Origin of the sequence: Niallia sp. Kr1, assembly GCF_050389805.1 — a bacterium.
Taxonomy (GTDB): Bacteria; Bacillota; Bacilli; order Bacillales; family Cytobacillaceae; genus Bacillus_BD.
In genome coordinates this window covers 2488226-2512676 of sequence record NZ_CP130945.1, presented here as the reverse complement: position 1 = coordinate 2512676, position 24451 = coordinate 2488226, and the positions used below count along the sequence as shown (strand labels likewise).

The 24451-nt window shown below is 36.6% G+C and carries 22 protein-coding genes; 4 read left to right on the top strand and 18 right to left on the bottom strand.

Features of this window, described 5'->3' with window-relative positions; all coding sequences use genetic code 11:
• Window positions 1-37: 37 nt before the first annotated feature.
• The 4 genes from Q5760_RS12125 to Q5760_RS12110 form a co-directional block, all read right to left on the bottom strand.
• Window positions 38-616, bottom strand: coding sequence for a non-oxidative hydroxyarylic acid decarboxylases subunit B (locus Q5760_RS12125; protein WP_428912410.1), 579 nt, complete (start codon window positions 614-616; stop codon window positions 38-40).
• Between the two features lie 140 nt (window positions 617-756).
• On the bottom strand, window positions 757-1632 hold the full coding sequence (locus tag Q5760_RS12120; protein WP_428912562.1) for an aminotransferase class III-fold pyridoxal phosphate-dependent enzyme: 876 nt from the start codon (window positions 1630-1632) through the stop codon (window positions 757-759).
• A gap of 170 nt (window positions 1633-1802) precedes the next feature.
• Window positions 1803-1973: a hypothetical protein gene (locus Q5760_RS12115; RefSeq protein ID WP_428912409.1), complete on the bottom strand. Its 171-nt coding sequence runs from the start codon at window positions 1971-1973 to the stop codon at window positions 1803-1805.
• Window positions 1974-2217: 244 nt separating this feature from the next.
• Window positions 2218-3375 (bottom strand): MFS transporter, encoded by a 1158-nt coding sequence (locus Q5760_RS12110; protein WP_428912408.1) that lies wholly within the window; start codon window positions 3373-3375, stop codon window positions 2218-2220.
• 208 nt (window positions 3376-3583) lie between these two features.
• On the opposite strand from Q5760_RS12110, the gene Q5760_RS12105 reads away from it, so the two are divergent.
• On the top strand, window positions 3584-5512 hold the full coding sequence (locus Q5760_RS12105; protein WP_428912407.1) for a sigma 54-interacting transcriptional regulator: 1929 nt from the start codon (window positions 3584-3586) through the stop codon (window positions 5510-5512).
• 59 nt (window positions 5513-5571) lie between these two features.
• On the opposite strand, the gene Q5760_RS12100 is transcribed toward Q5760_RS12105, so the two are convergent.
• The 11 genes from Q5760_RS12100 to Q5760_RS12050 form a co-directional block, all read right to left on the bottom strand.
• Window positions 5572-6558, bottom strand: coding sequence for a quinone oxidoreductase family protein (locus Q5760_RS12100; RefSeq protein ID WP_428912561.1), 987 nt, complete (start codon window positions 6556-6558; stop codon window positions 5572-5574).
• A 30-nt stretch (window positions 6559-6588) separates the two neighbouring features.
• On the bottom strand, window positions 6589-7371 hold the full coding sequence (locus Q5760_RS12095; protein ID WP_428912406.1) for an enoyl-CoA hydratase/isomerase family protein: 783 nt from the start codon (window positions 7369-7371) through the stop codon (window positions 6589-6591).
• A 12-nt stretch (window positions 7372-7383) separates the two neighbouring features.
• Window positions 7384-8043: a flavin reductase family protein gene (locus Q5760_RS12090; RefSeq protein WP_428912405.1), complete on the bottom strand. Its 660-nt coding sequence runs from the start codon at window positions 8041-8043 to the stop codon at window positions 7384-7386.
• Window positions 8044-8079: 36 nt separating this feature from the next.
• Window positions 8080-9591 carry a tripartite tricarboxylate transporter permease gene (locus tag Q5760_RS12085; RefSeq protein ID WP_428912404.1) on the bottom strand — a complete coding sequence of 504 codons (1512 nt, stop codon included), beginning with the start codon at window positions 9589-9591 and terminating at the stop codon, window positions 8080-8082.
• Between the two features lie 15 nt (window positions 9592-9606).
• The gene (locus Q5760_RS12080) at window positions 9607-10059 is read right to left on the bottom strand and encodes a tripartite tricarboxylate transporter TctB family protein (protein WP_428912403.1); all 453 of its coding nucleotides are present in this window, start codon (window positions 10057-10059) and stop codon (window positions 9607-9609) included.
• Window positions 10060-10131: 72 nt separating this feature from the next.
• The gene (locus Q5760_RS12075; protein ID WP_428912402.1) at window positions 10132-11133 is read right to left on the bottom strand and encodes a tripartite tricarboxylate transporter substrate binding protein; all 1002 of its coding nucleotides are present in this window, start codon (window positions 11131-11133) and stop codon (window positions 10132-10134) included.
• Between the two features lie 161 nt (window positions 11134-11294).
• The gene (locus Q5760_RS12070) at window positions 11295-12479 is read right to left on the bottom strand and encodes a CaiB/BaiF CoA transferase family protein (protein ID WP_428912401.1); all 1185 of its coding nucleotides are present in this window, start codon (window positions 12477-12479) and stop codon (window positions 11295-11297) included.
• A 225-nt stretch (window positions 12480-12704) separates the two neighbouring features.
• Window positions 12705-13895, bottom strand: coding sequence for a thiolase family protein (locus Q5760_RS12065; RefSeq protein ID WP_428912400.1), 1191 nt, complete (start codon window positions 13893-13895; stop codon window positions 12705-12707).
• Window positions 13896-13897: 2 nt separating this feature from the next.
• Complete coding sequence (locus Q5760_RS12060) at window positions 13898-15058, bottom strand: acyl-CoA dehydrogenase family protein (protein ID WP_428912399.1); 1161 nt, start codon at window positions 15056-15058, stop codon at window positions 13898-13900.
• Between the two features lie 13 nt (window positions 15059-15071).
• Window positions 15072-15851 (bottom strand): enoyl-CoA hydratase/isomerase family protein, encoded by a 780-nt coding sequence (locus Q5760_RS12055; protein WP_428912398.1) that lies wholly within the window; start codon window positions 15849-15851, stop codon window positions 15072-15074.
• Window positions 15814-16710, bottom strand: coding sequence for a 3-hydroxyacyl-CoA dehydrogenase NAD-binding domain-containing protein (locus tag Q5760_RS12050; RefSeq protein ID WP_428912397.1), 897 nt, complete (start codon window positions 16708-16710; stop codon window positions 15814-15816). Before Q5760_RS12050 ends, Q5760_RS12055 begins: the two co-directional genes overlap by 38 nt.
• A 458-nt stretch (window positions 16711-17168) precedes the next feature.
• Between Q5760_RS12050 and Q5760_RS12045 the strand changes: the two genes are divergently transcribed.
• Both Q5760_RS12045 and Q5760_RS12040 read left to right on the top strand, forming a co-directional pair.
• Window positions 17169-18662, top strand: a complete 1494-nt coding sequence (locus Q5760_RS12045; RefSeq protein WP_428912560.1) for an MDR family MFS transporter — start codon at window positions 17169-17171, stop codon at window positions 18660-18662.
• A 179-nt stretch (window positions 18663-18841) separates the two neighbouring features.
• On the top strand, window positions 18842-20011 hold the full coding sequence (locus Q5760_RS12040; protein WP_428912396.1) for an extracellular catalytic domain type 1 short-chain-length polyhydroxyalkanoate depolymerase: 1170 nt from the start codon (window positions 18842-18844) through the stop codon (window positions 20009-20011).
• Window positions 20012-20370: 359 nt separating this feature from the next.
• Here the strand turns inward: Q5760_RS12040 and Q5760_RS12035 are convergent, their stop codons facing one another.
• Entirely contained in the window at window positions 20371-21204 is an 834-nt protein-coding gene (locus Q5760_RS12035; protein WP_428912395.1) for an NAD(P)-dependent oxidoreductase, read from the bottom strand.
• A 115-nt stretch (window positions 21205-21319) separates the two neighbouring features.
• Complete coding sequence (locus tag Q5760_RS12030) at window positions 21320-22639, bottom strand: GntP family permease (RefSeq protein ID WP_428912394.1); 1320 nt, start codon at window positions 22637-22639, stop codon at window positions 21320-21322.
• Window positions 22640-23132: 493 nt separating this feature from the next.
• Here Q5760_RS12030 and Q5760_RS12025 point away from each other — a divergent pair, with 493 nt between their 5' ends.
• A complete protein-coding gene (locus tag Q5760_RS12025) occupies window positions 23133-24014 on the top strand; it encodes a LysR family transcriptional regulator (protein ID WP_428912393.1) in 882 nt (293 codons plus the stop codon).
• Window positions 24015-24123: 109 nt separating this feature from the next.
• Here the strand turns inward: Q5760_RS12025 and Q5760_RS12020 are convergent, their stop codons facing one another.
• Window positions 24124-24450 (bottom strand): 2Fe-2S iron-sulfur cluster-binding protein, encoded by a 327-nt coding sequence (locus Q5760_RS12020; RefSeq protein WP_428912392.1) that lies wholly within the window; start codon window positions 24448-24450, stop codon window positions 24124-24126.
• Window position 24451 lies beyond the last annotated feature (1 nt).

Genomic DNA, 24451 nt, shown 5'->3' with positions numbered 1-24451 from the left:
TTTTAATGTAATGAAACGCGAGAACCGTCCCCCTGTTTCACTTGAGGTCGTTCTCATTTATTATTCCGTCCCATCTTTTTGCTTCTGGTACATGGATGCCAAATTGATCAACAACTCTGTAGACAATATGATTCACGGTATCCTCAATCGTTTGAGGGTGGTTATAAAATGCCGGCATGGGCGGAAAAATAATCGTACCCATCCGAGATAGTGCTAACATATTTTCTAAATGGATATCATTTAACGGGGTTTCACGGGTCATTAATAATAGTTTTTTTCGCTCCTTTAAAATCACATCTGCAGCGCGAGTAATTAAATTATCCGCTAGTCCCATGCGAATCGTCGCGAGTGTTTTCATGCTGCATGGAGCGACAATCATCCCATCCACTTGAAAGGAGCCACTCGAAATTCTCGCTCCTAAATCATGATAGGAATAATGACAATCTGCCAACTCCTTTACTTCTTTTACACGATAATCGGTTTCGGTTTCAATCGTAGCCTCCGCCCACTTTGACATCACCAAATGAGTTTCCACATTCATGTCACGAAGAACCTCTAAAAGTCTGATACCAAAAATCGACCCCGTCGCACCTGTCATGCCAACAATCAATTTCATTTCGTCTATTCTCCCAATCTTAGTGGCTTTTCAGTAAAAGCAGTATAAAAAGCATCATCTAAAGGACAGATGATTTTTTCCTAGAGATGATACTTTTTACTTTTATATACCAAATTAAAAATCATTTTTGAGGAATTCTTTTATATCGTTACCGTCAGCCGATCTAAAATTCCTGATAACACTTCTATTAAGTTTGAAAGCATTGCATTGAGATCGTCTTTTTCAATTACGAGTGGTGGTTGAAACGCTAAACAGTCACGGTTTAACCCGTTTTTTCCGATTAGGAAACCACGGTCTTTCATTTCTTCAAGAATGATATCTGTGATTTGAGCGGAGCTTACCTCGTCGTTTATTGCTTGAATTTGCAATCCAAGCATCAGACCTACTCCTCTAATTTCTTGAATAAAGGGTGAGGAAATCTCTTGTAATCTTTCTTTTAAATAAGAGCCTAATTCTTCTGCTCGTTGCACTAACCCATGTTGTTCAATATTGTTTAATACGCTTAGTGCGGTGGTTGCCGCTACTGGATTTCCACCAAAGGTTGAAGATGAAGCCTTATTAAAAGACTGAGCAATTGCATCCGTTGTTGAAAACGTGGATATTGGAATACCATTTCCAAGGGCTTTGGCAGTCACAATGATATCTGGCACAACTTCATAATGATTGATACCAAACATTTTCCCTGTACGACCGTATCCCGTTTGAACTTCATCCACAATTAATAAAACGCCATAATGTTCCAAAAGTGCTTTTGCTTTTATAATAAAATCACGGTGATACATAATGATTCCACCATTCCCCTGAATGGGCTCAAGAATCATTGCTGCTATTTTTTCACCATGTTCTTCTAAAATTGATTCTAATTGTTGTAAGGTATGATTCATAGCCTCTTCATCACTCTTCTCAAGAGAGTATGGACGATCGAGGAAAAAGATATCTTCCCTTACTAACTTTTCGTCTAATCTCCACATGGGGATTCCCGTTACACTTAGAGTTAAGTGGGTTCGACCATGTATAAGGGGTGTACACTACGGTTCTCGGTGTTTCAAAAGGAAAGATTGCGGTGAAATACTAGAACTACCCCCACTGTCTAAAGAAACCTTTCCGCTTGCCCCATCCTTGTCCAAACAAAAAAGGCACCTTTCATCTCTTCACATTGGATGCAAGACACCTTTTCAAGCCTATTTTATTTCGGTAAATGAATTACCAATCCATGTATTCCTAAATTCCGACAACGAATCCATGACGCCGCAATGACGGGACGTACAATGGATTCTTCCACGTTTCCTGACAACACAAATTGATTCCAAGCTTGTTTCACACTGGGCTTAATAGAAATGCTTGATGTCAGTAACAAATTCATCTCCCCTTTAGGTTAGAAAATGTCCTACTCAATCGATCTCAGTTCCGTTTGAAAACCTTTTCAACCGTTATTTTAACATATCAATTTGAAGATTTGTGTTATATAATTGTGTAGATTTTGAAATAGTTGGACGGTTCTTAAAGAGAACAATCGGAAGTTTCATGCGTAAAAAATCACATTGAGCGTTTTTAACTACACAATGTGATTTTTTTGTAATCTTGCTGAGGAAATTTGTCAATTATGAAGAGTTATATTTATTTTGTTCTAAAATCTTTTTAGAAGTACTCAAATAAGCACTACCACCAAGTAAAAACATCGAACTTACAAGAAATACGGATAAGATTCCCATCCATGATCCTATTATTCCGAATAATATAGGAGCAATTAATTGAGATAGTCTATTCGTGGAGAGTCTGAGTCCTAGAACTTCCCCTGTTCTAGATTTTGGAGAAACGCTATAAGTTATAGACATAGATATTGGCTGCCCACACCCTAAACCTACCCCCATCATAAAACTTAACATCCCTAACAAAATTGGATGACCTGTAAATGGCATGAATAGAAATGAAAATCCTGCCAAAACAATCGATAGTATCAAAACCTTTTTTTGTCCAAAAGCATTAGAGATCTTGGGTAATATAAAACGAATGATCATCATCGCAATCCCTTGAACCGATATAATCCATCCAATAGTTGAATCCGTAATTCCATTCTCTTTTGCAAACAAGGGAAAATAAGCGATAAAGATATCCCTAGAATATAATACTAGAGCACTGGATATTAAAGCTTGCTTTAAAATAGGGTTTTTTAACAGTCCGATTGAAGATAACAATGATCTCTTAACAAGCTTGTCTTTTTTGATAATCACCGGAATCAAAAATGATAAAAAAACTGGTATCACGCTAATCAAAATCGAAACCAGATAAACAAATGCATAAGAGTAATGTTCTGAAATATATCCACCTAAAACAGGTCCCACTAATACTCCCAAAGCAACTGCCATACCAAACATGCTATAATATTGATCCCGATTTTCAGCAGTTGAGATCTGGCCTAAAATATTCTGCAAGGACACTACTAAGAATACATTAGAAATTCCTACTATGAATTGACTTGCAAAAAGAGCCCAAATGTTTTGATAAAAAAATGGAACAGCTAATCCTACTGACATTCCAATCAATCCACATAATATCGGTAAACGATCTCCTATTTTATCTGCAATTTTCCCTGCTTGAATCGCAAAAATAAGTGGCAAAAAAGCAAAAGCAGCGGTTAATAAGCCAATTTCAAAGGTAGATGCACCTAATTCATTAGCATTTAATGATATTACTGGTCGAGTTAGGTTAAGGATCGTTTGAAAACCAAAAGTAATCACCATTACAAACCAAAAAATCATAAACATCCATCTCTCTTTTTAATTAAAATTTGGAAAAACACATTTTATTTCATTTATTTATGATCCTGAGTTATTTTTATTAACTTTAGAATATTCAAACTTTATTAGACAATTTAGTAAACCTTCCATTATAATGGTGATAATCCTATTCATATTAAAAGTCCTAATTTGGTTTTCTTATCATCTACTCAAATAAAGGGTGATACAAATGCAAGCAAAAATTGTCTACGTAGGTCATTCCCATTTCTCAAAGTTGGCGAAACAAGTATTAAAGGAAATTGACATCCCTCAATGGGTGAATGTTGAAGTAGAGGAATTCCCTTATAAATTTATTATTTCACTAGAATCGATTCAATCTTTACAAACCCTATTTGAACCCGCAACAATTGTTATTAGTGGTGACCGTAGTTCCATATTATTAAAACAATCTCTCAGTAATTTTGTGATTCCAGTAAAATTATCAGGTTTTGACATATTTAACCAAATTCAAAAACTTGATTCAGAAGAAGTTGTCGTTGTGAACTATCGGGAAAATATTCAGGCTTTAACCAGAATTTCAAATCTACTTAAAACTAAAATACGACAGATCTCATTTCGAGATCGGAATGAAGCATTTGAAATTATGGATCAATTAAAGGAACAAGGAGTACATGATGTGATCAGTGGAAGCTGGTTTTATGAAGCAGCTTCCAAAAATGGATTTAATGCTTACTGCTATTACACGTATCAATCCATGAAAGATGCCTCAAAAAATGCATTAAATATACTCAAGTCTTATCGAAACGAAATGGAAAAATCAGTTTTATTTAAGACCATTGTTGATATGAACCGAAGTGGAATTATTTCAACGGATACTCATTCAAAAATAGCCGTCATGAATCATTCAGCTGAGCGGCTGCTAGGAATCAAAAGGAACCAAACCATTAATAAAGATATCCAAACCATTATTCCTATTCTTATTGAAGAGTCACAGGTACCATTATCGAAAATTGATAAACCAACATTTAATATTGTTTTCGAGCACAAAGATAGAAAATTTGTAGCTGATATTGTCCCTGTTGAATTAAGTGGTGAAAACATGGGACATATGGTCGTTTTTGATGATATTGCTACCGTTCAACAAACGGAACAAAATATAAGAAAAAAAATGTCTCGTAAACCCTTAAAGGCTAATTATACGTTTAATGACATAGTAGGATCGAGCGAAGCGATTAAACAAACGATTTCACAAGCAAAAAAATATAGTCAATCTGACGCTTCTGTCTTGATACAAGGGGAATCGGGAACTGGGAAAGAACTATTCGCTCAAAGTTTACATCAAGCTAGTAGTCGTTCTTTAAATTCTTTTGTAGCTTTAAATTGTGCAGCCATTCCAGAAAATCTACTAGATAGTGAATTATTTGGATATGAAGAAGGTTCATTTACCGGCGCACAAAAAGGTGGTAAACCCGGAAAGTTTGAACTAGCTCACCGAGGAACCATTTTCTTAGATGAGATAAGTGAATTACCTTTACATTTACAAACAAGACTTCTTCGAGTCTTACAAGAAAAGGAAATTATGCGCATTGGCGGCGAGCAAATGATTCCAGTTGATGTTCGAATCATCGCTGCATCCAATAAAGATCTACTAGAATGTGTAAAAAATGGTACATTCCGTGAAGACTTGTATTATAGATTGAATGTGTTACAGCTACTCATTCCATCACTTCGTCAACGAAAAAAAGATATCATTGAGCTTTTTCGCTACTTTATAAGAAAAGAAGAGCACTTGAATGAAGCTCTCTCCGATAAAGATTTATTAATATTAGAACAGAATGAATGGAAGGGGAATATTAGAGAACTGGAAAATTTTGCTGAACGTTTCATCGTTTTATGTCAAAATGAGATCCTTTCACATGACCGGTTAACAAAATTACTTCGTAGTTCTTTAATCCCGTACACGTTTTCTCAAAATAATCTAGTCCAAATCCAAGAATCAAAAAAAGAAAATGAAAATCAAGAAAATGGGTTAAGTGAAATTACGCAAATTAAAGAGGCTCTACAACAATCGAACGGGAATAAAAGTTTAGCTGCAGAACTCCTTGGTATGAGTAGAACGACATTATGGAGAAAGTTAAAACAATATCATCTAGCGTAATTTTGATTAAAAGAATTTTAAAGCCCTTTTATCAAGATTAAATGGATAGAAGAATCCATCTAATCTTGATCAGGCATTAATAAAATTTTTCCTTGCGTTTTTCGATTCTCCATAAGTTCCTGAGCTTTTTTGGCCTCGTCTAGTGGAAAAGTTTCCCCGATATGCATGTTTATTTGTCCCTTTTCCAACAGCGGCACAACTTTTGTCGCTGTTTCCGCAACCCTTTCGGGGGAATACTTCTTAACAGTACCGAAACTGTATCCCAACACTGAACGACAACTTGAATGTACGTTAGTAGTTTCAACTGTCCCTGGCTGACCAGATGAATTCCCGAAATTAACTATCCTCCCAAATTGCGCTAGACATCTTAAGCTATCATTAAAGATCTTTCCTCCTATAGAGTCAAGAATAATGTCTACTCCTCTACCGTTTGTGGTCTCTAATACCCGATCTACGAAATCATCCTTACGATAATTTATTACTTCATCGGATCCCATTACTTTTGAAATAGATATTTTTTCATCACTACTGACCGTTCCGATCACTTTCTTCGCTCCGAGAATTTTTGCGATTTGACTTGCTGTCGTTCCGATTCCACCAGCTGCAGAATGAATTAATACGGTTTCCCCTCTTTGAATTTTTGCTATTTCTGCTAGAAGATTATATGCCGTAAAGGAAACCGTAGGACTTGCAGCGGCTATATTTGAATCCAAATAATCTGAAATCGGGAAGGTCAAATTTTCATTCGCTATTGCATACTGTGAATATGATCCTCCTATTGGAAAAGCGATCACGCGTTGCCCAACCTGTAGATTATGAACATTGGAACCTAACTTTTCAATGGTTCCCATTAAATCGATACCAGGAGTATATGGTGGTTTTTGACCACCATGATGTTCTCCTCTACGCACTTTTATATCCGCAAAATTAACACTTGTAGCATGAACTCGAATTAGCACTTCTTGTTCGGAAATTTTTGGAAAGGGTAATTCCTTATATATTAATCCATCTAATGATCCAAACTCTGTAACTACTATCCCTTTTATTCGAATCTACTCCTTATCTTTTATTCAACTCTATGAATAACTAAATTTAGGTTTTCTTTTTTCAAGAAATGACGCAACCCCTTCTTTATGATCGTCAGACGTATAGGATTCCATGACTAATCGTTTGGTTTCTTCGTTGTCCTCAATTATTCCCTCTGTAACTAACCCAATTATTCGTTTCATCCCACGTAAACTAGATTGTGATCTTGAACAAAGAATTCTAGCAAACTGATAGGTCTCTAACTCTAACTCCTCAGAAGAAAAGACTTGATGTACAAGCCCCATTTCTGCAGCCTGGTAAGCGTCAATTCTTTCACCTGACATTAATAAATATTTACCATTTGCACTTCCAATCAAGTCAATTAATTGTTTAGTTGAATTGAAAGAATAAACAAGTCCTATTTTGGACGGCGTGATCGCGAACACTCCTTGATCATCTGAAAACCTAAAATCACAAGCAACGGCAATTGCACATCCAGCACCAATACAATATTTTTGTATCATAGCTATTGTTGGTTTGCGAAATTGTTTAAGCATTTCCAGAGCGCGAGCCGTATATTTTTCATTGATTTCAGCTCGTTGCTCTCCTGTTTTAAATTCATGAAACTCACTCATATCAGCACCAGAAACAAAAGCTGATGAATCTTCGCCTCTTATAACTAGTACTTTGATTTCTGAATCTTGATCCGCTATCTCCAACAATCCAATAAGGGTTTCCCACATATTTTTATTAAAAGCATTTTTCTTCTCCGGACGATTGATATAGATCGTTCCAATTTCATCTTTTTTTATAAGATAAAGGTAATTTTCCATATTTATCATCCTCTATATATTTTGTTTTTCTTTTTTCTTCTGAAACTCTTCAAAATTCATACGAGGGATCGTAATATCATTTTCTACTGTTGTATAATTAAAGCCCGCCAAGCGACCTACTGGAGCTAATTTTAAGGTATCAATTCTACCCTCATGATATAAGGTTTCGTCAATATGAAAACAAACTACTTCTCCAATGATAAAATCCGAGCTGGGCACTCCATCCTTGTTCGATATTTCGATAATTTGACTTACTTTGCATTCCATTTGAATTTTTGCCTCTTTTATTCGTGGTACGGAAATATAATGACTTTCTTCAAGAGTAAATCCAACTTCCTCTACTTCACTATAATTCGGAGGAAATTCTATAGCTGCCTGAGTAGCTAATTCAACGATTTGTTCATCCACAATATGAACAACGAATTCTCCATTTTGTGATATATTCAAAGAAGTATCCTTTCGAACCCCCCCAGGCTTTCTTGCACAATTGATCCCAATCATCGGTGGATCACTGCAAACGACATTAAAAAAACTAAATGGTGCAGCATTGATTAAACCAGAGTTATTTTTGGAAGTAACCAGTGATGTTGGTCGTGGCAACACACTGCCAATCAAAAATTTGTAATTCTCTTTTCTGCTTTGTTTACTTGGATCGATCGAAATATTCCCCACTTTATACTCCTCCTTTTACTAAAAATTAGAACTAGATTATAAGTTTATGTTTTTTCCTTCGCTACTTTTGCGTTTAGATAGAATCATTCTGATTAACGGCAATATTAAAATGGCAATTGTAATGAATAATAGCGTTGCAGAAATGGGACGAGTGAAAAATACAGTATAGTCATTACCTGTAGAAGACAGTGTTTGACGTAAGCTTTTTTCCATCATTGGACCTAAAATAACGGCAAGAATCAACGGGGCAAATGGAATTCCGCATTTATTCATGAAATAACCAAAGAATCCGAAGAAAAACATAACCCCTACCTCAAAAAGACTGAAGTTCATTAAATAGACACCAAGAAAACAGAATACAGTAATGACAGGTACCATATAAGGATCAAGCTTTTTTACTAAGTAAGAAAAAACAGGGACACAAGCTGTGTTTAAGATTAAAAGTAAAATGTTAGCAATAAAAAACACAACTAAAGCTCCAGTGATAATATCGCCTGATTCTTGAAACATCATGGGTCCAGGCTGTAAACCGACCATCATTAAACCACCTAAAAGAATTGCAGTTGTTGATGAACCTGGTACACCTAAACTCAGTGTAGGAATAAGAGCCCCACCCACTGCAGCTGTTGACGCAGATTCCGGTGCACTTAAACCTTTAGATTCACCTTTACCGAAATTTTCAGGTTTTTTGGATAGTTTTTTTTCTGCGCTATAGGATAAAAATGCAGCTACTGTTGCTCCAGCTCCAGGTAATACTCCTACAAAGAAACCAATTAAGGATCCTCTAAGCATTGCCCATTTATCACTGATCACTTCACTTGCTTTTGGAAATAATGATTTAAAACTAAGTTTCGTATCTAATCCATTCATTTCGGAACCATTGTCCAAACGTGCTAAAACCTCTGATAGTCCAAATATTCCAATGGCAACAACAATAAAATCAATTCCTTCCCATAATCCTAACAAACCAAATGTTAATCTAGGCTCGCCTGTTACATTATCAAGACCAATTGTCGCGATTAGTAAACCAATTAATGTGGATAGAATCGCTTTAAATGGTTTCTTTTCGATTAAACCACTTGTCGCCACTAAGGCAAATGCCATTAAAGCAAAATACTCAGGTGGACCAAATGATAACGCAGCTTGTGCAATCGGAGCAGTTAAAAAGGCTAAACCCACGAATCCTATAACACCGCCAATAAAAGAAGCGATCGCACTTAATGTTAAAACATATCCAGCTTTTCCTTGCTTTGTCATCGGATATCCATCAAATGTTGCAACAACAGCTGAAGGTTCTCCTGGAACATTTACTAGGATCGAACTAATTCTTCCCCCGTACATAGCACCTAAATAGATACTCATCATCATGACCAATGCATTTAACGCACCTAATTCAAAAGTTAAAGGTAATAAAATAGCAATTCCTGATGAAGGCCCTATCCCTGGCAAAGTACCTGCAAGCATTCCAACAAAAACACCGACTAAACACCAAACCATCGTATTTAGAGAAATTAATTGAAACCCATCTAACAATGCATCAAACCCCACGTTTTCTCCCCCCTTTTAGTAAAATAATCCTGTTGGCATAACTAAGCCCAGCCATCGGACAAATACAACATGAATTAATACCATCATAGCAATTGTAAAAATAATAGATCGACGCCAAGACATTTTTTCAAAGAATTTTAAAATAGCAATCATAAATAGTCCTAAACTAACTAACATTCCTAACAAATTGATTAATGCTAATGTGACCAACAGGGCAAGACAAAATAGTAGTTGAACTTTAACTTTTTGTTTATCAATCGGCTTTGAAGTCTCTTGCTTATCATTATTGCGGAAGGTAGTTATAAAATAGAATAGAGTCATGATCATAACTAGAACGGATATGACTCTCGGAAAAAAGCCAGCTCCTAACAAACCACCGGTTACAGTCATTGATAGATTAAATGAAGCTACAAAAAACACTGTACTCATTAAAAATAGAAAACCTATAAATATGCGTTGAACTAACAAACTACTCCCCCCCAGATCGTTTTGGGTGGAATGCAGAATAACTTTAAATTCATGCATTCCACCATGTACTTATTATTTTATTTTTTTCAAATAATCTTGATACTGAGGTGCTTCTTCTAATATAGCAGCTTTATAATCTTCACTATCTTTAAACTGATTTAACATACCTTGGTCTTCTGAAAACTTCTTCCATCCTTCAGATTCTGTTAGTTCCTTGAAGGTGTTTTCCCAGTATTTTACTGCTGCTGGTGAAATATCGCCTGCAGCCCAGAAACCCCGTGTTCTGTAATAAGTGACATCATAGCCAACTTCTTTTAATGTAGGGATATCTGGGTATAACTCTAAACGCTCATCCCCTAGAACTGCTAGTGGTCTTAAACTACCATTTTCAACATTTCCTTTTAAAAGAGCTTGTGTAAGCATACCAGCATCAGAATGACCACCTAGTAAGTTTTGGAAGCTTTCAGCTTGCCCCCCAGTCGTCATAATATTAAGTTCTTTCTCAATACCATAAGCCTCTTTAATCGAATTCCATCTAAACGGTTCCCCTCCATCAATTGCACTAGAAGTACTGATTACAATTTTGCTTGGATCCTTTTTTAATGCTTCTAAAAATTCTTCAATTGTTTGATACGGAGAGTTCTTTTCTACTGTAATAATCATCGGCTCTGTTGCAACTTGGGCAATTGGCGTATAATCTGAAAACTCGGCATTGATTTTTCCTTCTTGCCAAAGTGGCTCAGCAATATTTGGAACTTGAATTAAGACATGCTCATCGCCTTTTCTTTTTTTCAATTCCATTAATGCAAGAGATCCACTAGCACCCGGCATATTGGTTACAACCATTGTTTCATCTACAATTCCTTCTTCAGCGAGAACTTTAGTAGCTGTTCTTGCTGTTAAATCACCGCCTCCTCCTGCCGCATAACCAACAATCATATCAACCTGTTTACTTGGTACAAATTCACCGTCATTTTTTACTTCCTTAGCAGTACTTGATGATCCTCCACAAGCAGTTAAAATGGCCGCAAAACAAAGTAATAAGCTAGCTAATACAATTTTCGAGAATTTCATATCGTTTCCCCTTTACACTTTATTTTATATATTTTCTCTATGAAAACACTTACACTATTTTGCAAAAAATACTATAATAGTATTTTTTTAAACACTAAAAAATATTATATCAGCGAATGTTGTCAAATACTATAATTTAAATGGAATATTCAAAATATTGTTTATATAATTTCTTCTTCTTTCATCTTTTCAATTTGTTCTTCGGTATATTTTAGTTCTGCTAGTATCTCTTCTGTATGTTGCCCTAATGTAGGAGGCGCTAATCTAATTTGAGCAGGCGTTTCCGATAGCTTGGCAGGGAATCCCAAAGTTTTCAGTTTACCTGCTACTGGATGTTCATATTCTAGAATCATATCTCTTGCTAACATATGTTCATCCTTCATCACCTCATCATACTTTTTGATATAGCTACAAGGAATCCCATTTTCTTCTAATTTCTCTATCCAATAATCAGAGGGTTCTTCTACAAAAATTTCTTCAATTTTCTGCTCTAATTCTTTCACATACTTAACTCTTTCTCGTCCGTTTTTGTATCGAGGATCATCTATCCATTCCGGTCGATTAATGACGTTTTGACAGAAACGAACCCAAAGTTTCTGATTTGCGGCTCCAACTAAAATATATCCTGTCTTTGTTCGATACCCTTGATAAGGAGCCATTCGTCGATGTGCTGTTCCCGTTGGTTCTGGAACCATGTTTGAGCCAAAGTATGCTGCCGCTTCCCAAACCGTCCAAACAAAAGCTGATTCTAGTAATGAAACATCAATATATTGACCTTTTCCTGTTCTCAATTTATGAATATAAGCAAACAGAATATAGTATAATGCTGTGATTCCAGCTCCAATATCATGGATTGGGACACCTACTTTAACAGGTCTTCCACCTTCTTCACCAGTCATACTCATAATCCCCGACATCCCTTGAGCCATGATATCAAACCCACCTTTATGACTATACGGACCGGTTTGACCATAACCCGATATAGAACAATAAATAATTTCTGGATTGATTTTCTTAATCGTTTCATAATCTACACCTAGTTTTTTAGCGACGCCTGGTCGAAAATTCTCAATAAAAATCTCTGCACTTTCAACTAGTTTATAGACAACTTCCTTTGCCTTTTCATTTCTAAGATTTAATCGCATGCCTTTCTTATTCCGATTAACCATAGAAAACCCATAGCTTTCTCCGTTTCGATGAGGCGGCATCGTTCGAATTGTGTCCCCCTCTGGATATTGTTCTATTTTAATCACATCTGCTCCCATATCTCCCAATGTCATTGTACAATACGGTCCTGACAAAACATGGGTAAGATCAATGACTTTTACTCCCGAAAGTGCTTGCACACCTTCCACCTCCAGCTTCATCGTAGATTTAGTATTCATTAAATATTAATGCAATAATCGTGCCAACCTAATTTTCGTTTAAAATTTAGCGAATATTACAAAAATTATAGTTTTATTTGGTTTATTGTTTCATTATTTGTTTCAAGTAGTGTTTCATGTTCAATGATGTTGAAACACTGTTTCAAACACTTACATGATTATGAAAAGAGGTATGATTGTTTGATATTAACATTGTAAATTCTCAACAATTGCCGTAATACCAAGTCCACCTGCAATACATAGTGTGACTAACCCATACTTCACTTCACGTCGTTCCATTTCATGTAGGAGCTTTGTCATTAAGATCGCTCCCGTAGCTCCAATTGGATGTCCGTGGGCAATAGCTCCTCCATTTACGTTGACTTTTACTAACTCCATATCCGTTTCTCTAATCACAGCAAGTGATTGTGAAGCAAACGCTTCGTTCAGTTCAATTAATCCCATATCTTTTATCGTTAATCCAGCTTGTTTCAACGCCTTAATGGTTGAGTAAACAGGTCCAATCCCCATAATCTGCGGAGATACCCCACTAACTGCATGGGCAATAACCTTGGCTTTTGGAACTACACCATATTCATTCATCTTTTCTTCCGTCATCATTAATAGGGCTGAGGCACCATCATTTCTACCACTAGCATTTCCTGCTGTCACGGTACCATTTTCCTTAAAAACAGGCTTTAAACGGTTCAACTGTTCCAATGATGTTTCTCGAGGATGTTCATCCATATCAAAGACGATCTTTTCCTTACGTCTTTTTATCTCCAATGGTACAATTTCATCTTGGAAACGACCGCTTTTGATAGCTTTATCTGCCAGCTCCTGACTTCGCAAAGCAAATTCATCCTGTTCCATACGAGAAATATGGTATTTTTCAGCTAAATTTTCAGCTGTCATCCCCATCGTTAGATTTCCATATATTTCAATTGGTTGTGAACATGGCTGACTTTCCGTATTAGGATCTAATATGAGTGCATTTCCTGCCTGAAGTCCAAATCTAGCATTTCGTATATAGTAGGGAGCTGTACTCATGCTTTCTGCTCCACCTGCAATCATCACTTCAGAGTATCCTAGTTTTAACTGCATATCGGCATTCAGGATGGCTTGTAAGCCTGACCCACACTGTCTATGCACCGTGTAACCTGTCACTTTTTCAGGAAGACCCGCTTTGAGGGTAGCAATTCTAGCAAGATTAGATGTATCAGCACTTTGTTTAGCCTGCCCAAGAATCACTTCGTCCACTTCAATATCTCTAGAAGTCCGATTTAATACTTCGCGAATCACTTTTTCCGCTAAAATATCGACGGTTGTATCTTTTAATGTACCTCCAATACGGCCAATAGCTGTTCTAACTGAATCAACGATATATACTTCTTTCACGATTATACCTCCACTAATGTATGTTCCCGTTTTAGTTCACCGGCAATAATATTGCGCTGAATTTCAGATGTACCTTCATATATTTTGGTGATTCTAGCATCACGATAAAATCTTTCAATTGGATATTCCTTCAAATATCCTTTACCACCATGAATTTGCACAGCCATATCAGCGATTTTGTTATAAACTTCTGAAGCATATAATTTAGCGATTGCAGCTTCTTTAATAACGCGCATATTTTGATCGGTCATCCATGCAACGCGATAAATCATCGAACGAAGCAGTTCAATTTGCATACTCATTTCCGATAACATATGTTGAATAGCTTGAAGCTCAATTAATGGACTTCCAAATTGTTCACGAACTTTTGCGTAAGAAACAGAATAGTCTAGTAGTTTCATACATGATCCTAAATTTCTTGCGGCAAGCCCTGCACGACTATTCGTTAATATTTTCAATGAATTGATATATCCTTGGCCCATCTCACCTAAAATGTTTTCTTCAGGAACTTCAACATTTTCCAAAATAATTTCAGCAGAGTGGGAACCTCTCAGCCCCATCTTCTCTTCAACTTTTCCTATTTGAAAACCAGGAAAATCTTTCTCTACTAGAAATGCTGTAATCCCCTTTGCCCCTTTTGAGGGATCTGTTACAGCCATAACAGTGAAAACATGAGCCTCTGGAGCGTTCGTAATATAGTGTTTTTTCCCATTTAAAATATATTTATTCCCATTCCGAACAGCTGTGGTTTTGATAGCAGATGCATGGGATCCAGCCATTGGCTCGGTTAAAGCGAATGCGCTAATCCATTCTCCAGATGCCATTTTAGGGAGATACCTCCTCTTTTGCGCATCATTTCCTAATTCCACAATCCCAACAGAACCAATGCCCGTATGCGCCCCAATCAATGTGGTAAATCCATTATGGGTTTTTCCTAATTCTTCATAAATGGCACACTTGCCAACCATATCTAACCCTAACCCTCCATACTCCCTTGGGATACTTAATCCAAATAATCCTAACTCTTGAGACTTTTGAACAATGATTTCTGGAATCTGATCCGTTTCTTCAATGATCGATGCAATAGGTTCCACCTCTTCTGTTACGAATATTTCTACTTTTTTTCTTAATAATTCAATTTCATTAGACAAAGTAAAATCCATGATCTTCACTCCTTTAGTTACTTCCAAATTGAGCAGGTCTTTTTTCTAAAAATGCTAAAGTCCCTTCAGACTTATCTTCTGTACCAAAGCTGATTGTTTGACACAGTTTTTCAATCAACATTCCTGTTTCAAGATCAACATCAAAACCTTTATGAATCGCTAGCTTTGCTAGTTTTATAGCAATGGGTCCTTTCTTCATGACCTCCCTCGCTATGTTTCTAGCTTTTGCTTCTAACTCTTCCATATCAGACAAATAAGAAGCTAGTCCGATTCTCTCAGCTTCAATTCCGTCAATGATTTTACCAGTAAGTACCATATCAAGTGCCCTACCCTTTCCAACGATTCTGGCAAGTCGTTGGGTACCTCCAGCACCTGGAATAATTCCTAGATTTAATTCTGGTAAACCAAATTTTGCCTTTGGTGTTGCTATACGAATATCACAAGAAAGAGCTAGCTCACATCCCCCACCTAAAGCGTAACCCTTTACAGCAGCAATGGTTACTTTACCACATTGTTCGATTTTCTTATAAAGACCCTGCATTCCTGGAATTAAAGCCTCAAGCATCTTTCTTTCATGGAGTTGTTGAATATCTGCTCCAGCTGCAAATGATTTTTCACCTGCACCCTGCAAGATGATGACTTTTATTGAATCATCCTGTTCAACATAATTAAAAACATCTTGTAATTCTGATAGGGTTTCTTTATTTAATGCGTTACGGTATTCTAGGCGATTAATTGTTAACCACAAAATTCCATCATCTTTGTTTAATAGTAGATTTTGATATGTCTTCATTGCTATTCTTCTCCTCATGATAATCGTAGAATCCTTTTCCATTCTTTTTACCCAATCGACCAGCCTTAACATATTTCACTAACAGTGGACTTGGTCGATATTTTTCACCTAATGTTTGATACAAATACTCCATATTTCTGAGTCGAGAATCTAATCCCACTAAATCTGCTAATTCCAACGGTCCCATTGGATGATTTAGTCCTAATTTAACAGCTTTATCAATATCCGCAGCAGAAGCAATTCCTTCCATTAACATATTCATGGCTTCATTTCCGATCAAACAATTCATACGAGATGTCACAAACCCTGGAAACTCATTTACTTCGACAGCCTCTTTGTTTAATCGAGCCGAAATTTCTTTAACCTTTTCAATTGTTTCATCCGACGTTTCTAATCCCCGAATGATTTCAATTAACTTCATCTTATGAACAGGATTAAAGAAATGCATGGCAACTACTTTATCTGGTCTTGATGTTTGCGCTCCTAATTCAGTAGGACTCATCGTAGATGTATTTGTTGCTAAAATCGCATCTTTTTGACAAATTTCATCTAGTCTTTTAAAAATATCCGCCTTAATTTCCATTTTTTCTATTACTGCCTCAATTACCAAATCTACATCTTTACCTGCTTTTACTATATCGCTTTCAATATATAAATTTTCTTTTGACTGAACTAATTGTTCTTTTGTCAAATAGCCTTTTAAGAAACTTCTTTCCATTAAGAGATAAATCTCTTTTTTTGCTTTTTCCAATACGTCCTGATTTAAATCATTCAGATATACTAAATATCCTGATGTTGCACAGGCGTAAGCAATTCCTTTTCCCATTACCCCTGCACCCACAACCATTATTTTTTCCATTTATTTTTCCTCCTTATTTTTAATGAGCAAATAACAATTTTCCTGTTTTTAGTCTTTTGGGAATATTCTTGCTTATTTATAATGCAATTTGCATGCCAATATTTTAAAAAAAGAACTAAATTTTTATTTTTCATTATTTAGCGCTCTATTTAGAGGCTAGTTTGAATCATCATTTTACATTCACATACATTAGTTGGTCCTAAAAACTTTTTAACTCCTCCCAGAGCGTTTCATGTTTCACCAATATGTTTCACGCGTTTCATTATGAAACACCTTTGAAACACAGGGACGGTTCTGCGCGTTACAAAACTGGAAGAATCCAGTGAAACACCGAGAACCGTCCCGCTGTTTCACTGTTATTAAATAATTATTAATTTTCAGTAAAACACTGGATTAGGTGGCATTCATGTTATATGCTAAATTACGTTACTCACTATTCAGATAAAGGGGTTCAATTTATGAAGGAAAATGGTTCTTCTTCTACATATGAATATTTAGCAGATGATCCGCGTTTTAAAGTTATGCCGATTATGATTAGCTTAATTATAGGTGCCTTTTTTGCCATTTTAAACGAAACCTTATTAAACATTGCCTTAACGACTTTAATGGAAGAGTTTTACGTTTCCCTCCCAACGGTTCAATGGATGGCAACAGGTTTTATGTTGGTTATGGGAATTGTTATTCCTGCATCTGCGTTATTGCTTCAATGGTTTACGACCAGACAGTTGTTTTTAGGAACGATGATCATTTTTACCCTAGGAACGACCATCTGTGGTCTCGCACCAAACTTTCCTATTTTATTGACTGGACGTCTGATTCAGGCCGCTGGTACTGGATTATTAATGCCTGTGATTTTTAATGTTTTTTTACTTATTTTCCCACCCCATCGACGGGGAAAGATCTTGGGATTAGTGGGACTCGTCATTATGTTTGCACCTGCAATTGGTCCCACCCTTTCTGGTGTGATTGTTGAATACTTTGGATGGCGTTTCTTATTTATTTTCGTAATTCCCTTTGCCCTTTTTTCCATTGCATTTGCCTTTAAATATTTAATCAATGTGTCAGAAGTAACCAAACCCAAAGTCGATGTATTATCACTCGTTTATTCGACGATTGGTTTCGGTTCGATTGTTTATGGATTTAGTTCATTAGGAAACGTAGAAACTGGATTCTTGAGCCCAAAAGTTTATCTTTTTATTATTATGGGAGTCGTGGGGGTTTTTCTCTTTACTTTGAGACAATTTAAACTAGAGGATCCTGTTATGGATTTAAGAGTGTTTAAGTATCCCATGTTTACGCATGGAATTCTTATGTTTCTGATTATTATCATGACGATGTTTTCATCTGAGATCATCTTACCTATATTCATGCAAGGACCATTGGCTTTATCTGCTGCAACAGCAGGTCTCCTGCTTTTACCTGGAAGTATCTTGAACGGAATGATGTCACCTGTGATGGGACATCTATTTGATAAATGGGGACCTCGAGTACTAATGATTCCTGCTTCCATTGTATTAGCTGGCACGATGTTCATGTTGAGCCGACTCGATGCCAACACGCCACCTTGGGTGATTATTGTCGGTTATATTTTAATCATGCTTAGCGTATCAGCCATTATGATGCCAGCAGAAACAAACGGTTTAAATCAGCTTCCTAAGCGGTTATACCCTCATGGAACTTCCATCATGACGACCCTGCAACCCGTTGCTGGGGCTATAGGGGTTTCTGTTTTCATTAGTATATTAAATGCCCGAAAAAATCAATTTTTACTGGAATCACCGACACCTGAGGCTCCCGCCACCATCAATAATGCGATGATCGCGGGGGTAGAGCTTGTCTATTTTATCGCCTTTGCGATCTCCATCATAGCCGTAATTTTAGCCTTCTTGGTTTATCGTGCAGAGCCTCATGTTCAAGAGATGGAAATACAGCAAGAGGAAAAACTTACTTAATCACCGAAGACAGACTGTTTTTAGTGTAGGACACTGAAGTCAGTCTGTTTTTATTCCTACACCCATTTGATGAATAGGAATCACAATGAATGATATCCATTTAAGAAAGTTTTAATGTTCTACCAATCACTAGAATAAGATAAGGTAATAAAGTCGTAGAAAAACGGAGGTTTGGTGCTTTGGGAGAATTTCTCGATTTTATTTATCAAGATGTTAAATATAAGGTATATGTTCCTGGTGATTATCATGAAGCTCAAGAGTATCCAATGCTCGTCATGCTTCATGGATGTGGACAAAATCCGGATGATTTTGCTATAGGTACCAACATGAACACACTTGCTGAAAAGGAAAAATTCTTTGTCCTTTATCCGGACATGAACAAATTCTTCAATCCTACCAATTTGGCTGGGTACAATCCTTATGGCTGCTGGAATTGGTTTTTAGATCAAAATCAACACCGCGGCAATGGACATCCAAAACTCATTTTTGAGATTATTCAGGAGGTCAAAAGAAAATACACGATTGATTCTAATAGAGTGTACGCTGCAGGCTTATCAGCAGGTGGATCACTAGCCTGTATTCTTGGTGCTACGTATCCCGAAGTCTTTAACGGGATTGGTATTTGTGCCGGACTTGCCTATGGCGCAGCCAATGTATTTTTGCTAACTGACCCGATGGCTGATGGCGCTAAACAAAAGATGGAAAAGGGCGTGCCTGACCCATTCTCATGTGGAAACCGTGCCTTTATTGAAATGGGAGAGAATAGAAAAAAGATGCGGGTGATTGTTTTCCACGGCATCTCTGATACAATTGTCCACCCCATCAACGGTCAACAGGTGATTACGCAATGGGCTCAAACCAATTTTCTCGTTGATGGCGGTATTGGTCGTGTAGATGTGACACCTTCCCTCATTCATTCAGATATCATGAATGGAAAAAGTTATACGCAGCATGTATACCTTGATGTAGACGACGAACCGTTAATGGAGCTTTGGATGGTCGATAATATGGGGCATACATGGTCTGGAGGAAACCCGAATGGTTCTTATACAGACCCATCCGGTCCGAATGCAACAGAAATCATATGGAACTTTTTCAATCAACCTCAGCAACAGACAGAAAAAAGATTAATGAATGATTTGGCACAGTATCCAACCCCAGCTCCACCACTTGAACTGATCGTTCATCCAACAGTCCAACCATCAACAGAAGACGCACCAGAATTATCAAAGCCATCATCAGTCAAAGAAACCATTGAGGCAACGGAAAAAACGCAACATGAACGAACAAACGAATCACCGATAAAGACCTTTTTCAGCAACCTTATTTCTAAACTGAGGAAAAAATAACGAAACATGGGGACGGTTCTCGCGTTTCAAAAAAGGAAGAATGTAATGAAACGCCAGAACCAATCCCTTTATCACGGGATTCACGATGACTTTTTGATGGAGAAGCGAAACAGGAAAGCCACCTAAAGATACGAAGTGTCAAGGTGGCTTACTCGTTACTGAGCTGCAAGCGATGTGCCTAATACGGAAACCAACAATCAAGTTCCAAAAAAGGATACTTTCTTCTAATGATTTCTGTTCTAGTTCAATAGAACAATCTAAAATCCATGTAAATTTGCGCTTAACCAAAAAGGAAAGCATCCTGTTCAACACAGAACACTTCCCTTTTAGATCTATTGAGTAATTTCAATTGTCAATGATTAGGCTTTTGGTTTTTCTTTCCCCATCGAGTTAAACAATTGTGTAGAGGATAGAGCATTAAATGGCATAGAAATATTATGTTTAATTCCTTCGTTGTAAGTTGCAATTAAATCTTTGAGTAAAACGGCTAAAGCCGTGTCTGCTGTCCATTCAGAAACATCACTCCAGTTTCTAACGACCCAGCTGTCACCCGTACTTACTTTTAATAAATTAAATATTTCTTCTTCTGGTAAGCCATAATGGTTACCTAATTTTAAACCTTCTGCAACAGCATTCATGTTAACACCTAGAATCATATTGTTTACTAATTTTGCCACTTGGCTGTTGCCTGGTTCAGCACCATAGTAGAATGTATTTGAGCCAATTGCATCAAAATATGGCTTGAAAGATTTCACGATCTCCTCAGAACCTGAAGTCATAATGGATAATGTTCCAGCTTGAGCACCTGAAGCACCCCCACTAACCGCTGCACTAATTAATGTTAATTCACTTTCTTCTCCAACTTTTTTGCCTAATTCATTCATAGTATCAGGAGCAAGTGTACTCATCACAATAATCGTTTTATTTATTGGCTGTGCAGATAATAAACCGCCTTCACCAAAAATAACATCAACATTTTGAGCATAGTCACGAACCATAGAAATAATTGCTTCGTCTGCTTGTTGCGCCACTTCTGTTATTGTTTCTACCATGGTAATTCCAGCAGCACTAGCTTTCTCATAAACTCCTTTAAAAGCATCATAACCAATGACCTCAAAACCAGCTTTCTTTAAATTTACTGCCATTGGGAAGCCCATTGTTCCTAGTCCGATAAATCCAATTTTTTTACTCATGTATAATTCCCCCTATATCGATGTTTTTAATCAGAATAAAATATATATTTAGTTTAAATACTTTGTTATGGTTGAATGTTCCATAAAAAGTATTAAACTTACTACAGTTAGATCGTTAAGCTAAACCTAAGATTGCCATGATGACAATAACGGCCATAGCTACCCAGTGGGTAACACTTATACTAATAAATCCATTTTTGAAGGTGTCTTTCATCGTTAATCCCGTTAAATTGTTAAAGATTATCAAGAATCCAGAGTAAGGAACAATTGATAGGGCTCCTGATCCAATTGCGATAGCACGGTGAACTGTTTCCGGATCTAATCCCATTTCCAAATAAATAGGTGCAAAATTCGCAACAGAAATCCCAATTGCTCCAACAGCTGAAGCCGTAATACCACCTATTAGTCCTGTACCAATCATTAATGAGAGTACAGGAGGTCCTGGAATCGATTGAATCAATTGGAATACACCATTAAATGCTGGAACACCTGTTGCAATGCTACCAAACGCAATGGTACTACCCGTTGTGATCGTTGATGATAACGATTCGGTAGCGCCTTGATTTAATGCTTCCTTTTGGTTAGAAATTTGTTTACGGAATAATATAGCACTCAATAGTATGGCAACAATTAAGGCGACAATAATAATGTTACTCACTGAACTAAATAGTAATATGATGCCCAATAATACGATGATAGGAAGTAAACTGAACATGAACGATGGGAGCTCAAGTTTGGATGTCGTATTACTATTTTCATCCTTCGCATTCACATGGAATGTCTCGTTCTTACGCAAGCTACTAGACAACGAGAATTTCATAAAGACGAGTATGAAAACAATGGCTGCGATAGAAGTGACAATTCCGATAAACGGAGCAGCTGTTAATGTCGTTCCCAAAGCCGTTGAGGGCACAATATTGTGTAAGGAAGGTGCCCCAGGCAACATAGTCATTGTAAACGTTGATGTTCCACCAAACACAGGAATGGTCACTAATTTCCATGAAATATTAAGTTGCCTGAAAATTGGTTTAGCCATAGGAATTAATGCAAATATAATAACGAATACATTAATCCCACCGTAAGTGAGAATGGCAGAGATAATAAATAATGCCACTAATGCATTGTACGGGTTCTTCGTTCCTACGACCGACAATACTTTATTTGCAATGGATATCGTTGCCCCACTTTTATCCATGTATTTCGCGAGTATGGAACCTAATAAGAAAATAGCGAAATTGGATGCAACAAACCCGGCAAGTGCTGTCATATACGAATTTTCTTTGCCGAATACAGTTTCAAGTATAGGTACTCCGCTAAACAGCAATACCACAATTGTTGCTATCGGCGCAGCAACGATGATACTAAACTTTTTAATAATGAAGAGAATAATTGTTAAGATTCCTAACAATATTCCTAGTAAACCTAAAATATCCATTTGAAGGATCCCCTTTGTTCTTTCTAACTCTTAACCTATTAAGTTAAAGATGAATTTCTAAATTCCAGTGATAAAAATAGTAACGTCGACCGATCTAAAAAATACTTCTAGTTACGTAATTCTAAAATTACTAATCTCGAATTCGAGATAATTGGAAAATATAAAAATACAACCGAAGACTAATTTGATTAAAAAAGTATTTAACTAAAGATATTCTTCAGTGTTATCCTTATCTCGACACTGTGGTTTCAACAATTGTGCACCATTCATTTCAGGTAGCATTAAGTGGTGCCGGTTACATTAATCTTGTAAAACCAATGAAACACCAGAACCGTCCCTATGTTTCACACCTTTCTTTTATAAAGTTCACAAATTGTTTCTTTTTTTGTTCACATTTTGTTCACAAACTAGTATACAACACAAATTAATATGAGTAAAATGAATTATAGGAATGAAACATATGCATATAATTCATAGATTGGAGATTATATTCATGGACATACGTCATCTTACTTACTTTATAGAAGTGGGCAAATATAAAAGTTTTACAAATGCTTCCACCTCCCTTCACTTATCACAATCTACACTAAGTAAAGCCGTCAAGAGTTTGGAAGAAGAATTAAAAGTAGAACTGATAGACCGTTCCTCAAAGAAAATTGAATTAACAGAAGCAGGCGAAATCGTTTTGGCGGAAGGGGAAATGATTTTGGAATCGCTTAACGATTTATCGTTGAATCTATATGATTTATTGAATTTAAAAAAAGGAAAAATAAAAATTGGGATTCCCCCTATCATTGGTTTTTTATTTTTCCCTAAAATAATTAAAGGGTTCCATAATCTGTTCCCCGATATCAAAATTCATATTTCGGAAGATGATTCACAAAAGGTTAAACAGGAAGTCAGTGATGGAATATTAGATCTAGGTGTAGTTATGCTTCCAGTGGATGAAAAGGAATTTGATGTTCTCCCTTTAGTTCATGGAGAACTATCGCTCTTCGTTCATCCTACCCATCCATTAGCGAGGAAAGAAAAAGTTGAAATGAAAGAGTTACAAAATGAAACCTTCATTCTATTTAGACATCCCTATATTCATGACCTCATTATTCAGGAATGCCAAAGAGCTGGTTTTCGTCCGGAAATTGCTTATGAAATTTCGGAGTGGGGTTTTATGAGTGGTATGATTGCTGAAAACTTAGGGGTTTCGATTTTCCCAAATCCCGTTGTTGAAAGGGTTGGTCAAGATGTAATTAAGGCGATCCCCTTTCAGCCAAGTTTTCCTTGGGATTTAGGACTGATCACCAAAAAAAAGAAACGCGCTTCACCAGCGGTTAGTGAATTTATTCAATATATTTCAACTGCATTTCCAAATTCATGATGAAGCAGCGAATACTGTGTCTACTCACTTATAATATCATCGAGTCTTATACCTTATAGAAAAAACCGTATGCCCTGATCTCTTCAGACATACGGTTTTTTCACCTCACTCAGTTTTGACTAGCAGCCGTCAATGTGTTCTTTTGCTTTTCATAATCCTCAATTGTGATCAATTCTAGATTACTTTTTGGAGTCATGCAGCAAGCTAATGCGAAATTATTTTTTAGTTCTTCATCAGAAAGATATTCATGTGATCGCGTCGTTTCGTGATCGTACTCCCCTTCTAACACTTTAACCTTACACATCCCGCATCCTCCACGCTGGCATCCAGTTGGAAATGGAATAAAATGTTCCCGAGCTGCTCTTAATGGCGTTTGGCTCGGTGCACACTGATACTCAAACTCTTGGTTTCTAGCTTTTAATGAAACTTTATACATG

Coding starts and splice junctions, on each gene's coding strand:
- Q5760_RS12045 (WP_428912560.1), top strand. CDS start 17,169: ATGAAGGAAAATGGTTCTTCTTCTACATATGAATATTTAGCAGATGAT.
- Q5760_RS12035 (WP_428912395.1), bottom strand. CDS start 21,204: ATGAGTAAAAAAATTGGATTTATCGGACTAGGAACAATGGGCTTCCCA.
- Q5760_RS12125 (WP_428912410.1), bottom strand. CDS start 616: ATGAAATTGATTGTTGGCATGACAGGTGCGACGGGGTCGATTTTTGGT.
- Q5760_RS12025 (WP_428912393.1), top strand. CDS start 23,133: ATGGACATACGTCATCTTACTTACTTTATAGAAGTGGGCAAATATAAA.
- Q5760_RS12055 (WP_428912398.1), bottom strand. CDS start 15,851: ATGAAGACATATCAAAATCTACTATTAAACAAAGATGATGGAATTTTG.
- Q5760_RS12105 (WP_428912407.1), top strand. CDS start 3,584: ATGCAAGCAAAAATTGTCTACGTAGGTCATTCCCATTTCTCAAAGTTG.
- Q5760_RS12060 (WP_428912399.1), bottom strand. CDS start 15,058: ATGGATTTTACTTTGTCTAATGAAATTGAATTATTAAGAAAAAAAGTA.
- Q5760_RS12075 (WP_428912402.1), bottom strand. CDS start 11,133: ATGAAATTCTCGAAAATTGTATTAGCTAGCTTATTACTTTGTTTTGCG.
- Q5760_RS12050 (WP_428912397.1), bottom strand. CDS start 16,710: ATGGAAAAAATAATGGTTGTGGGTGCAGGGGTAATGGGAAAAGGAATT.
- Q5760_RS12030 (WP_428912394.1), bottom strand. CDS start 22,639: ATGGATATTTTAGGTTTACTAGGAATATTGTTAGGAATCTTAACAATT.
- Q5760_RS12095 (WP_428912406.1), bottom strand. CDS start 7,371: ATGGAAAATTACCTTTATCTTATAAAAAAAGATGAAATTGGAACGATC.
- Q5760_RS12110 (WP_428912408.1), bottom strand. CDS start 3,375: ATGATTTTTTGGTTTGTAATGGTGATTACTTTTGGTTTTCAAACGATC.
- Q5760_RS12020 (WP_428912392.1), bottom strand. CDS start 24,450: ATGTATAAAGTTTCATTAAAAGCTAGAAACCAAGAGTTTGAGTATCAG.